Genomic DNA, 12,517 nt, shown 5'->3' with positions numbered 1-12,517 from the left:
CGTGGGTACCCGTGACATTGGTGGCCGGCGCCAACAAGATCCGGCTGGAAACCACCGTGTCTTCTGAATTTGCAATGATCGACTGGATAGAGATCAGCGGTAATAATCCAACGGAAGCATCCTGCAGTGCTGCTACGGGCGCCAGGGTGGCTGCCGAGCCCCTGATAACAGGTAATGTGCTGCCTGCTATTGCGCCGGTGGTAGTACCCAATCCATCAACCGGCCTTGCCACCATACGCTTCGGTATTACCCATGCAGAAAAGGTATTGGTAAATCTGTATGCAGCCGATGGCCGCTTTGTAAAAACAATTGTCAGTAAGACCTATGTGCCGGGCAATTATACATTACCAGTAGATTATACCGGTCTTCAAAAAGGCCTTTACTTCATTGTTATCAATAACGGCGATAAGAGAGCTGTTCTGCAAAATATATTTGTACCTTAGCTATAAGCCGGCAATTATAAAGCCCCGACGTTTGGATCGGGGCTTTTTCAATGGCCATGCGTTAATTAACTTAATACTGTTTTCCTCCAGCTGAGATCGGTGTATAGGCGTCTGCCATCCTTGCTTTTTGTTTAGAGATCCGCCGGCCCCGGAAGAACAGGTACAGGTTAAAGAACAACATAAGGCCCAGGTATATGCTAAACCCACCAATTTTGGTGCTCAACATTTCAAGCAGCGTACGGCTGTCGATTATTTCCTCGGTTATTTCCATGATCACCAGGGCAAATCCCAGGTTAAGTAAATAGAACCCGGTCTCAAATAATTTATTGGTTGAATGCGCTATGTCTGTTTTTCCATGGAAGATGTCCTGCATAAAAGTTTTGCTGTTCCTGAAAAGGATATGCGCTACATACCAGGTCAGTACAATTACAATGGGCAGGTAAATAAGATAAGCGTTGAAATTAAGGGAGCTTCTCATATACTTATTATTTATTGTTAGCAGGTTGATGATGCTGGCCGATCATTAACAGCACAGCCATATTAATGAAATGGATTACTGCAAGGGTGCACATTATTTTGCCCGTCATGGTGGCAATACTGGTGATCACTTCCGTCCAGGTATTCACTGTTTTCCATAACCGGATGGTCATGGTAACATACCCCAGGTTCAGCAGATAATAGCCAATCAATAAAATGCGGTTGATAAAAAGGGTCAGCCTTTCATCGCCATGCAGCAGGTTAAGAATGTAGCTTTTTCCGTTCCGGTAAAAGATCAATCCAACATGTACAGTTATAAACCAGGTAATGAGCAGGTAGATCATGTACGACAGCGTGTTCATAACATAGGGTTTAATCCTTGACTGCGCTTTACATGACAAAGATAATAATCAATTTGAAACTTTCAATATTTTCTGAAAGATTTATTTGTGATTAAGCAGACCATAAAAGAAACGGGTGCATCATTGATGATACACCCGTTTGTTAAAGTAAAGGCGAAAATTTTTGTGCTTATGCTATTGTAGTAGTTGTGTATTCCATCTGCTCAGTGGCCGTAAGCGGGAACAGGTACCAGCAAATGCCCAGTAAAAAACAGGCATATTCTTCATTACTGTATTTGTTTGCAGCCAGGGAAGTGAATGAGGGGGCTTCTGTCATATCACAAACCGCCAGCGGTTCGGAAGCGTTGTTTTCAAATACGATCAGTTCTGTATTATTTTGAAAACTGTAGTTATACCTTTTCCCTTCCATGTCAATTATGCCAGTCCCATGCACTTTATCGATCGACAGCCGGCCAATTTCAACACCATATTCATTTTTCAAAATGGTCTTATTATGCCATAAACCTGTTTTATCAATAAAAAATAACCGGTGGTTCTCATCACTGCTTAAACGTACGGATTGTTGCTCGAGGTTGAACTTAATGACCAGTTTACTGTCATCGCCTTCTGTTAATTGATACTTCCTGATATAAGCAGACGGCTGGTTAACATACACCCATTTCATAATGCGGCAATTAGTGGGTTAAGAAATTATTAGGGAATCTCATTTTCTCCTCCAAAAATATACCTGTAGCTATTAGAAAAATGCGGTGTGGATTATTAATACCGTCAATGTGGAAAAAATAGAACTCCTGTTGATAAATGGACCGCTTAACCCGGCTTGCTGTATTAAGTTTAGGTTATGTAATTGTTATGCTCCGCTTTTTATCAAAAATTATTTGTAAATAAAAGGGTCAGTTCTACATATGTATCACGGTTCCTGAACCGGAGATCTTCGTGGTGATCGACGGCGTTCCTTTATAAAAAATAGAGCCACTGCCTGAAATAGCAGCCTTTAAAGTTTCCGTAGCGAACACTTTTATATTGCCTGAGCCACTGATGCTGGCATCCGCCTCTTTCACCATCACACCCGACAGATCCATTAACCCGCTGCCGCTGACGCGGGCTTTGGCTGCATTGGCAGTGCCGCTATTGACATGTATACTGCCTGAACCTTCAATGCTGGCGTTGATCTCTGTTGTAGTTACATTATTCACCCTGATGCTGCCCGATCCATCCACCTGTACATTCAGATTGGCCGGTGTTATGGGGGCAGATGCTTCAAGGTAACCGGAGCCATCTACCGCCAGGTAGCGAACATTGGGGCCGCTAACATGGATGGTTATACCGTCATTGCTGCGGATGCGGGTATTGGAATGCCTGAACCGGATGCGCAGGTCGTTATTAATGATCGTTGTTTCAATTTCATCCAGGATATTTTCCTGGGCATGTAGTTCTACTTTATACACCGAGTCCTGGGTAAAATAAGTGTCTGCCGGTACTTCAATCACCAGTCCGTTGAAACTGGCCGTGTGCCTGTCTTCCACCAGTACGGGACCTTTACCTACTACTTTTTCGCAGGAGGTGGCAACGGTGACTACTAAAACAACACAAAGCGCTAAGTGGAAATTTTTCATGGTTCTTTTATTTGTTATTGATGAATCTTGTTAAAAGGGCAGGAGAGAAGGATTACCATTCAATTTTATAATTCAATACCGGAATGATGCCATTCTGATAATTAGTGACCGTTGCATTTTTCAGCAGGTCGTAGTCCTGATCAAAGACGTTCTTCCGGTTAATTATATTTTGTATATCGAGTGACAAGGTGCTGGTCAATCGCTCGCGGTTCCACTTTATGCTGAGCCGGCAGTCGGGTCTGAAGTAAGCCTTATTGTGCAAACTGAATGCTTCCTTCTCTTTAAAAATGGCATAACCTTCCTGTTGAGAAGCCGCCAGGTCGATCGGTGTAGTGCGGTAACCACCGGCATAAATGAGCTTGACATTGATGCCTAATACTTTTCTTTGGCCTGCCAGTGGAAATTCCTTACCTGCTACACCGTTGAAAAGATAATTACCATTGAAGCGGGTGTTGCGCTCCACGCCATCAGCAGCGGTATATTTTGATTGATAGAAGGAACTGTTCAGGGTGTAATAAAGATGGTGATCCAGGTATTTTTCAAGCGTTAACTCGAGACCATAATTCCTGCCGCTGCCGGTATTGACAAGCGCCTCTGTTATAAATTCATTCCGGATGTTAAGCGTTGAAAAAGTTTTGTCGCTGTTCACCGTTACAGGCACATCAAACAGATGCTGGTAATATATTTCGGCCTTGGCGCGTAAATGCGCACCGATCAGGCGGCTGTATGATAATACGAGGTGGTGGGCCTTGGTAAGGTCAATGAATTTATTGGGATTTGTGTTATGCACGTCTTTCGCGAAGTACACGCCCAGGGCCTGTAACTGGCTATGCAAACCGTAGCCAAATGCCAGGGAACTTTTATTGTCGGGATCCCATTTTACTGAAGCTCTTGGTTCTGCTGTGCCCGTATTGTTGTATAAGAGGGCCAGGTAATGCATGCCCACATTAAAGGTGAGGTGATTATAAGGTTTGTATTGCCATTGTATATAAGCCTGCACAGTTTGCGTATTGCCATTGGTGTTGATGTTTTCAAGCAGGGGCGCTTTTGGATTCTCTTTAGAAAGCTTATAATATTTAAAGAAGATGAAATTTATAAAAGCGCCTGCGCGGAAAGCATTACTGGCGTTGATCTTATGATTGAGTGAAGAAGATACCAGTATCTTTTTGGTGATGTAATTGTCCTTATAGTTGTCTACAATTGATTTACTGTTCTCGGCATACTGTTCAGTAAATGTATTGGCAGTATAAGAGAAAGCCAGTGCCGATCTGATGGTGGTTTGATCATCTATGGGAATAGTATGCATGATGCCGGTAGCGCCAGTATTTGCCACAAACTTACCGGCGTACCGGTCATCCTGCATTTCCCATTTAGAACTATCGGTTTCCATCTGCTGGTTTTGAGAGCTCAGTCCGCCAAAACCAAACAGGGTGAAAATGCCTTTGTTTTTCGTTGGTATATATATGTTGTACGAAAGGTCCTGGAAATTGGTTGTGCCCGCTGCCAGGTCAAGGCCCATTTTGTTCAACAGCGATAAGGTGGAATACCGGTAGTTCACCAGCCAGGAGCCCCTATGCGATGCAGACAGTGGGCCCTCGGCTGCAGCATTCAGACCCAACAACCCCGCCTGCAGCGCATACTCCTTCTTTTCGTTATTGCCTTTTCTGAGTTTGAGGTCGAACACACCACTTAATGCATTGCCATATTCGGCTGCAAAGGCGCCGGTTAAAAAATCACTATTGGCCAGCAGCTGTGCGCTTAGAATGGAAATACCGCCGCCGCTGCTGCCTGCCTCACTAAAATGATTCGGGTTCGGAATATCAATACCTTCCATGCGCCATAATAAGCCCGTTGGTGCATTTCCCCTGATCACGATATCATTACCACCGTCATCGGCGCTGGCAACACCGGCAAAACCGGTAACCATGCGTAAGGGATCATTTACGGCAGCTGCATATTTTTGGGTTTCCTCAACGGTAAAAGCGCGGGCGCTCACGGCACTCATATCGTTGAGCGGTTTATTCTTTTTACTGCCTGCTGTTATTACTACCGCTTTCTGCGTTTGCACTTTTGTTTCCATGGAGATCGTCAGCACTGCTTCCTTGCCGGTATTTACAACTATATTACTGGCAAGTGCATTGGTATAGTTGATGTGGGTGATCAATAAAGTATAAGTACCTGCTGCTACATGGGTGAACCTGAAATTGCCGAGTGAATCGGCCACTGCCTTTCTTTCGGTGCCGGTGATCATAACGGTTGCACCGGCAACCGGTGTTTGCAGCAGTTGATCAATTACGGTACCCCTGAGGGTTTGCGTACCCTGCGCCATTGTTGCTATCGAATGCAGCAAAGCTGCTGTAGTCAGGGCGATCATTTTCTTGACCATGGATGGTGGGTTTGGTAGTTAGACAACCGGGAAGCATGTTACCCCTATACAACAGGTGATTTCTTAACATAAAACAGCGTGTCGCAGGTTACAGGACGCCCTTTCCAGATGCCTGGAAACTGGTAACCGGAAACCGGTAACCTGCAACCTGAAACTTGTAACTGTATTTCATTGTCACATTGGCTAATTATCAAATTGTCACATTAAAGAAAACTGATCCCCGCCGTCCAGCCGATCCAGCCGGTGACGTTACTGTGCCAGAGTTCGAAGGTGTCATAACCATCATCAGGCACAATGAACTTATACCCTTTAACCGCTTCCGGCTGATCTGAATAATAAACCGCGAAAGAAGGGCCGCCAAAAAGGGAAATACCCTTTGCCAGTTTAACGGTGCCCAGTACCTGTAATTTGCTCAACTGGTTCAGGTAATTCCAGTTACCCAGGTACAGATATTGAGTCGTAAGCTCCGGATTTACAGTCAACCATTTCGTAGTTTTAATTTCATGGCCGATACCAAAGCCATACGAAAAACTTTTTTCATCATTACCTGCATTGATACCTGCCATTAAAATGTTGTAGAGTTTTCTATTGCCCGATTTAATGGCCAGATTGAAGTTCAGTACTTCATTGGTACTGATCGTGATCTTGTGATAGCCCTTCTTTACGATATTGATCAGGCCAAGGCTGAAGCCCGAAGAAGTGTCTGCAATATTGATCAACCCCAGTTGAAAGCCTTTCAGGTTCTTTGTATAATTTACAAGACCGGCCAGCTGTGCGCCTTTGGTGGTGCTGTTATTGACATTGACGATACCGGCAAGTTGCAAGCCTGTTAATGAATGTCGCGTGTAATTGGCAATACCTGCCATTTGACCGCCGCTAAGCTGGCCGCCTGTTTGGTTATAGATGCCGGCTGTTTGTAAACCGCGGGTGTCTTGCTTAACATAATTCACAAGCCCGCCGTATTGAATGCCGGTAAGGTTCCCCTTGGCACTATTGAACCAACCCGCCAATTGCAGACCATTTACATCACTGCCAGTGACATTAAAGTAGCCGGCTGCCTGAACGCCCATCATATTCATCTTATCAATATTGAAAAGGCCGCCCAGTTCAAGGCCCTTAACGCTTCCCGTTACACCGCCTAATATATTCAGTGAAAAATTGCTGGAAGTGAATTTGTCATTTTTTCCCTGCGTGCTCAATCCGGGTACAAACGCAATGCGTACAGGTACAGATCTTTCTTTATTAATACTGTCTGCCGATTGTGCGAACGTTACCGTTTTCCATAAAAGGCAGGCTCCAAGGTATACTGCTGTTTTCCCATTCATCATAGAAATATCATTTGCAGTATGACAACTGGTGAAGGTCGTTCCCCTATGTTTGCCTGGAAAATATCTGGCAATGGTTAGAAAAAGCTGATGCCTGCATTCCAGCCGAACCAGCCTTTGACGGCATCATCCCACAGGTCGAATGTATGATAGGAGGCAGGAACAGGTAATTGCAATCCGGCCGAATTCTTTTTCCATTCGGAATAATAGACGGTAAATGATGGCCCGCCGAACAGCGACATGTATTTACCCAATTTGACATTGAACTGAAGATGCAGCTTGTTCATTACATTGGAATTTTCCCAGCTGCCCATACGCAGGTATTGTGAAGTAAATTCAGGATTGATACTAAACCATTTGCCCAATGAAAATTCATGCCCCAGTCCATAACCGAAGGAGATGATCGAAGATGTATCGGGGGTGGCTGCGCGTTTGTTTCCTTTGTAGCCAACCAGGAGGATGCTGTACAGGTTCTTGTTGCCGGTTTTAAACGCGGCATTATAATCAAGGACCTCATTCGTAGAGAAGGCCAGTTTGTGAATACCCTTCATTACTATATTGATCAGTCCAATGCTATACCCGGCAGAGGTATCTGAAATATTGATCAGGCCAACCTGCAGGCCACGTAATTTTTTTGCGTAATTGAATATAACGCCCAGCTGCGCTCCGCTCATTTCGCGGTTGGCGAAATTACCGATCGCGGCCAGCTGCACACCCGACACTTTTTTATGCGCAAAGTTCACAATATTGGCAGCCTGCAACCCAAACACACTGTCGTAGCAAACATTGTGAATATTGCTCAACTGCACACCGATGAGTTTTCCTTTTAAGAAATTGGAGATATTGCTCGCCTGAATACCGGTCAGGGAACCGGATACATGGTTATGAATACTGCTCAATTGGGCGCCGGTCACATTTCCCTTTACATAGTTTGAAATGCCGGAAGCCTGTAAACCGCTTACATCGTGCAGGACATTATTATGGATTCCTGCCAGCTGTACACCGGTTACCGAACCGCCGGTGATATTGCCCAAGCCGGCCGCCTGCAGGAATTTGACATCTTTTTTATTGATGTTAAAAGCGCCGCCGATCTCAACGCCGCTTACGCCCGCGGTATAACCGCCCACTACGTTCAGTGAGAAATTATTTATTACCTGGGCGCTTAATCTGCCATGCGTACTTAAACCCGGAGTCAATGAAACCTGGAAGGTACGGTCGGCAAAGAATTTTTTCAGGTTGATACTTTGGATATTCTGTTTGGCCGACAGCAATCTTTTTCCCCAGCGGGTTCTCTCTACCTGGTTCACTTCTTCCTTAACTACGGGGGCGGTGGCAGTGAGCGTATCTACAGGTGGTCTTACTACAATGGTATCTGGTAATTCATTTTCAACCGGACTGATGGTGACCACTGGTTCACTCGCTTCCACCGGCGTCATTACGATGGTCACCTGCTGATCAAATTTTGGTTGAATGACCACGGTAGTGTCTTCGAACATTTCGCGGCTGATGGTAAGGGAGGCGGTACTATACCGGCTTTTAAGTTTTATTTTAAAATAGCCTTTGTCATCAGACATGGTAGATACCAGCCGTTCTTTTTCATAAATGGTCACATTACCCACTTTTTCGCCGGTTTCACTATTCAGTACAATGCCACTGACTGTATATAATTTTTCGGGACTGGGTATCTTACTGGTAACAACGGCGGCGGGCGTTATGGGTGCTTTTCTTAATATGATGTAATTGTTGTTCTGCTGCCACTTGAACCTGTTGCCACAGAGCTGGTCCAGCACCTGTTTAACAGGCCGGTTATAGGCTGAAATGGAAATAAGGCTATCGCGGGTAATGATACTGCTGTTATAGGAAAAGTAAAAATCTCCTTTGCTGCTGATCAGTTTCAGTACATCTGACAAACGTTGATTAGTTGCTTCCACAGAGATCCTTTTGTCAAGCAGGTTCTGGGCTAATCCGTGCGTTGTGGTGATACAAATTAATACAATGATAATAAGAAGTGCGCACCTGGGTGTTGTCATGGTTATTAATTCAACATGCAATTTAGCGTAGTATGATCTTTCCTTTTTCTTTGGTTACAGAGATATTAAATGTTGACTTAATGATATTGAGAATTTCGTCGAGCGGCTCATTATCGAAAGTAGTGGTAAGCGGCAGGCTGGCCAGGGCATCGTTACCGAAAACGATCTGCACATTGTAGGCTTCGTTCAACTTTTCTACCAGTTTCCATAAGGGCGTTTCATCGCATACAAATTTTTTGCTTCGGTAGTAATTGTATAGTTGATCGGTATTTGCCTCTTTTTGCAATATGGTTTGGTTCAGGCTGGTAAGCGCTTTCTGGCCTGCTGTTAATACGACGGTCTGTTTTTCCGTAGCTACTTTAACAACACCTGTTTCAACGATGATCTCCGTGGTGTCGCCGCGGCTTCTTACGTTGAAAGAAGTGCCCACCACGGTAATGGTCACATTGTTGGTATGCACTTCAAAAGGTTTTTCTTTATTGGGTTTCACATTAAAGAAAGCTTCCCCATTCAGCTGCAGGCTTCTTTTTTTGCCCGGGAATTTTTCAGGAAAAGATATCTGGGAGTGTTTGTTTAAAGTAACGATGGAGCCATCGGGTAATGAATCGGCGGTGACCGCATCTGCAGCCTGAATGGTGGCCATGCGAATGACGTTGCCCGGATTGTTTTGGAACAGGAAATACATGAGCACAGCAATACCAATGATGAGGCCGGTGACGATCGCTGCCCGCATCAGGGGGGCGTTCATCGACCATACGCGGGCCGTCTTTTGGGTTTCAAACGATCCTTCCTGCACCCGGTTTTGAAAGCGCTGCCAGGCAGCGTGTTCATCAACAGCTGTTACGCTGGCCAGCTGAACACTTTCTTCCCAGATGAGTTTAAAATGTTCGAAGTAGTGCTTGTTTGCCTCATCGTCAGCCAGCCACTGTTCTACCTGGAGCATTTCTGCCTCCGTAGCTTCACCGGTAAGATGTTTTACCAGCAGATCGTCCATATGTTGTGTAGAGCTTTTCAATAAGGGTAATTTTTTAATGTTGACATGTTTGTTATATGTAGAAATATGCTAACATGAAAATGGGTAGATAATCGATCAGTTTTATCCGTAATTGTTTCAATGCTTTGCCCATCTGGTTTTCCACCGTCTTTACCGATATGCCTAACTGATCGGCAATTTCCTGGTATTTGAGTCCGTCGAACCGGCTTAACTGAAAAACAGTACGGCATTGCTGGGGCAGGGCATTCATAGCATCGCGCAGCTTTTCTTCCAGTTCCCGCGCCAGGATCTTCCTGGCAGCCCCCTGATCGTTATGGTTATTAGATTGATGCATAACATGCACTTGATACCGCGCTTTTATTTTCTGGTGTTTAAGATAATTCAGGCTTTCATGATAAACGGCTTTGTATAAATAGGCTTTGAGCGATGTTTGTATAGTATCGGGGACCTTCTTCTCCCATATTTTGTAAAAGACGTTTTGGACGGTTTCTTCGGCTATAGCTTCATTCTTCAATATGGTGAAAGCATAGGCATACAGGCTTTTAAAATGTTCTTTAAAAAGCTGTTCAAATTCCTGCTCACTGTCGACCGACAGCGGTTTAACGGTACTGCTTGTATTTGGGATAGCCACTTTAATGCGTTGATAATCCGCTTCAAATATAAATGCTTCCAATAAAGATTTATCAAAAGGGACAACTGAAAATAATAATACCCCTACGATTCGCTAAAATTTTGTTATTCCTTTCGCTGAATATATAGGGCAAAGATCGCATGTGTAACGCTGGGACCGTATTTTTTCATGCTTTTTTGTGGAAAAAACAAAGGCGCAATGCTTGTTTTAACCTTTTTTTGGTATTATTATTGAGCCCAGAATCAGTTACTGTTTACACCCCCCACACCGTAGTAGATATAATTTAATCCAACCGTCCCTCTGAAACCATCTTGGTCGTTTCTATTAGCCAAACGTGTACCTATAAATATTCTTATATGTTGCGATTCCTGCTCGTTTCGATGTACGAGTTTAAACAGTTTCTGCAAATTGTATTGTGGATAGCTATTCCCGGTACTGTCATTGCATTTCTGGTTACCACATTCTTTCATTACAAACGTAAAAAAAAGAATGCCGAAGGAACGGAGCCTGCATATATGGAAGGCGGCGGCTTTCATACCGTGATGGCTGCTGAGCCCAATACCGGCAACCAGGTACCTGACTGGTTGGCGAGTGGTACCAATCCCGATAACCAGCCCCTCATCAAGAAATATGAGCAGGAAGTTCGCCGCTACCGCGAGAACTATGCTACCCTGGAACAGGATTTCCGCGAACTGGAAGGCAAATATGCCGATCTCCTTAATAAAGCATATAGTACCGAAAAGCAAAATGATGATGCTAGTTCCCGTTTGCAACTCGAGCTCAACGGATATAAATTGAAGGTAACGCAATTGCAACAGGCATTGGATACGGCACAGGCAAGCGCCAAACTGATGCAGGGTGAGCAACAGGTGCCTGAAGCATTGGCACAAACGCAACAGCAGGTGCAGCAGTTACAGGATACCGTTCAACAATTGCAGGAAAAACTACGTATACAACAAGAGCTGAAAGATAAGAGCGCAGCCGAAGTAACCCGTTTGGAAAACCTGTTGAAGAACATGGAATATTCGGCAAAATCGGTCCAGTCTGAATCAGAGGAATTGCAACGCTATTATGCCAAACAGGTTGATGAACTGGGTTTACAATATAAAAACGAAAAGAATGAACTGGCAACGCAGTTGCAGCAGCTGCAAAAGACCGTTCAACTGCTGAATGAAGAGAAAGCGGCGCTGCTGCAAAAAGTACAGACGGCCAGCGAACCCAAACATGGTAATTACGAGCAGCAGATCCAGGAATTACAAATCTTGCTCGCGAAAGCTGAAGAAGAAAAGACCACGCTAAAGAATAAGATCACCGACCAGCAATACCTGCAGGATGTATTACAGGAGAAGAAATTACAAATTGAATTCCTGCAGAACCAGCTGGAACAGCGCATTAAGACCTTCCGCGAAATAGAAAAAGAAGCGGCCGATAAAACCCTGCTGGTACAGCAAACCCAAACGCAGAAAGAGCAATATGAACGGGAGATGCATGCGATGCGGGAAGAACTGCAACAGCAGCGCGAAGAAGTGGCCGCCTGGCAACTGGCGGTTGAGCGCAGCCGCGAAGAGATCAGGCAGCACCAGGAAAACCTGCGTTCAAAAACAGGTCATATCGAGAACCTGGAACGCAACCTGCATGAAGTGCAACAGCAGCAGGCAGTATTACAGCTGGTGTTGGACGATAAACAAAATATGATCACTTCCCTGCAGGAATCACTGCACCGCGAACAACAAAAGAACAAGGACCTGGAAGGCAAACTCATCACCAATAATCAGTTATTGTCGAAGATCTATGGCGATCTGTCAAAATCTCTGAGCAATCCGCCGGCTTCGCAACAGCAGAATGGTACCAAGTTGAATGGCAGTGGCGCCAATGGTGCTAATGGCCATGTAATGAACGGCAATGGTTTTAACCTGGCAGAGAAGCATTAAAATCGCCGGGGCCGCCAGCTGCCGGGGAAATAAAACCAAACCTAACTGCCTTTTACGTATTACTTTCCTTTATTGCAATTGGTTGTCCTGCTTGGCGGCGCAGCCAATTATGCCAACTGCCTCAAACGGGGGTCACCGGATATCAGGAACCGGTCGGCCCATTTATCATATCAGTACTAACTGCTTATTTCCCAAGAGTCTGTTCAATAAACTGTGTCAAGGATATTATTTAATATCTTTAAACACAGTAAATTATGGAACAGCAAGAATCTAAGTCGGGATTTAATTTTAAAGAGTTTGAGCAACAGGCCATAGAACAACT

The 12,517-nt window shown here is 44.6% G+C and carries 11 protein-coding genes; 2 read left to right on the top strand and 9 right to left on the bottom strand.

The window, feature by feature from the left end:
* On the top strand, positions 1 to 443 hold a 443-nt coding region (locus JT717_RS28205; protein ID WP_205514702.1), incomplete at its 5' end, for a T9SS type A sorting domain-containing protein.
* A 70-nt stretch (positions 444 to 513) separates the two neighbouring features.
* Here the strand turns inward: JT717_RS28205 and JT717_RS28200 are convergent.
* The 9 genes from JT717_RS28200 to JT717_RS28160 all read right to left on the bottom strand — a co-directional run bounded on the left by JT717_RS28200 (position 514) and on the right by JT717_RS28160 (position 10,306).
* Positions 514 to 921, bottom strand: a complete 408-nt coding sequence (locus JT717_RS28200; RefSeq protein WP_205514701.1) for a hypothetical protein — start codon at positions 919 to 921, stop codon at positions 514 to 516.
* Positions 922 to 928: 7 nt separating this feature from the next.
* Positions 929 to 1,282: a hypothetical protein gene (locus JT717_RS28195; RefSeq protein ID WP_205514700.1), complete on the bottom strand. Its 354-nt coding sequence runs from the start codon at positions 1,280 to 1,282 to the stop codon at positions 929 to 931.
* A gap of 169 nt (positions 1,283 to 1,451) precedes the next feature.
* Positions 1,452 to 1,946 carry a hypothetical protein gene (locus tag JT717_RS28190; RefSeq protein ID WP_205514699.1) on the bottom strand — a complete coding sequence of 165 codons (495 nt, stop codon included), beginning with the start codon at positions 1,944 to 1,946 and terminating at the stop codon, positions 1,452 to 1,454.
* A 235-nt stretch (positions 1,947 to 2,181) separates the two neighbouring features.
* Entirely contained in the window at positions 2,182 to 2,898 is a 717-nt protein-coding gene (locus JT717_RS28185; RefSeq protein WP_205514698.1) for a head GIN domain-containing protein, read from the bottom strand.
* A 52-nt stretch (positions 2,899 to 2,950) separates the two neighbouring features.
* Positions 2,951 to 5,284, bottom strand: a complete 2,334-nt coding sequence (locus JT717_RS28180; RefSeq protein WP_205514697.1) for a TonB-dependent receptor — start codon at positions 5,282 to 5,284, stop codon at positions 2,951 to 2,953.
* 203 nt (positions 5,285 to 5,487) lie between these two features.
* The gene (locus JT717_RS28175; protein ID WP_205514696.1) at positions 5,488 to 6,612 is read right to left on the bottom strand and encodes a hypothetical protein; all 1,125 of its coding nucleotides are present in this window, start codon (positions 6,610 to 6,612) and stop codon (positions 5,488 to 5,490) included.
* A 74-nt stretch (positions 6,613 to 6,686) separates the two neighbouring features.
* Positions 6,687 to 8,540, bottom strand: a complete 1,854-nt coding sequence (locus JT717_RS28170) for a peptidase associated/transthyretin-like domain-containing protein (protein WP_205514695.1) — start codon at positions 8,538 to 8,540, stop codon at positions 6,687 to 6,689.
* A gap of 121 nt (positions 8,541 to 8,661) precedes the next feature.
* Positions 8,662 to 9,654: a FecR domain-containing protein gene (locus tag JT717_RS28165; protein ID WP_205514694.1), complete on the bottom strand. Its 993-nt coding sequence runs from the start codon at positions 9,652 to 9,654 to the stop codon at positions 8,662 to 8,664.
* A gap of 31 nt (positions 9,655 to 9,685) precedes the next feature.
* On the bottom strand, positions 9,686 to 10,306 hold the full coding sequence (locus JT717_RS28160) for an RNA polymerase sigma-70 factor (RefSeq protein WP_205514693.1): 621 nt from the start codon (positions 10,304 to 10,306) through the stop codon (positions 9,686 to 9,688).
* Positions 10,307 to 10,620: 314 nt separating this feature from the next.
* Between JT717_RS28160 and JT717_RS28155 the strand changes: the two genes are divergently transcribed.
* Positions 10,621 to 12,195 (top strand): coiled-coil domain-containing protein, encoded by a 1,575-nt coding sequence (locus JT717_RS28155; protein WP_205514692.1) that lies wholly within the window; start codon positions 10,621 to 10,623, stop codon positions 12,193 to 12,195.
* Positions 12,196 to 12,517: the final 322 nt, after the last annotated feature.

It is taken from the genome of Longitalea arenae, from assembly GCF_016924755.1.
GTDB classification, from domain to species: domain Bacteria; phylum Bacteroidota; class Bacteroidia; order Chitinophagales; family Chitinophagaceae; genus Niastella; species Niastella arenae.
Note: the sequence above shows the minus strand (reverse complement) of the source record. Positions and strands in the feature narration are given on the sequence as shown.

Excerpts from the sequence above, each read along its gene's own strand:
- JT717_RS28200 (WP_205514701.1), bottom strand. The coding sequence starts at position 921 with ATGAGAAGCTCCCTTAATTTCAACGCTTATCTTATTTACCTGCCCATT.
- JT717_RS28195 (WP_205514700.1), bottom strand. The coding sequence starts at position 1,282 with ATGAACACGCTGTCGTACATGATCTACCTGCTCATTACCTGGTTTATA.
- JT717_RS28190 (WP_205514699.1), bottom strand. The coding sequence starts at position 1,946 with ATGAAATGGGTGTATGTTAACCAGCCGTCTGCTTATATCAGGAAGTAT.
- JT717_RS28185 (WP_205514698.1), bottom strand. The coding sequence starts at position 2,898 with ATGAAAAATTTCCACTTAGCGCTTTGTGTTGTTTTAGTAGTCACCGTT.
- JT717_RS28180 (WP_205514697.1), bottom strand. The coding sequence starts at position 5,284 with ATGGTCAAGAAAATGATCGCCCTGACTACAGCAGCTTTGCTGCATTCG.
- JT717_RS28175 (WP_205514696.1), bottom strand. The coding sequence starts at position 6,612 with ATGATGAATGGGAAAACAGCAGTATACCTTGGAGCCTGCCTTTTATGG.
- JT717_RS28155 (WP_205514692.1), top strand. The coding sequence starts at position 10,621 with ATGTTGCGATTCCTGCTCGTTTCGATGTACGAGTTTAAACAGTTTCTG.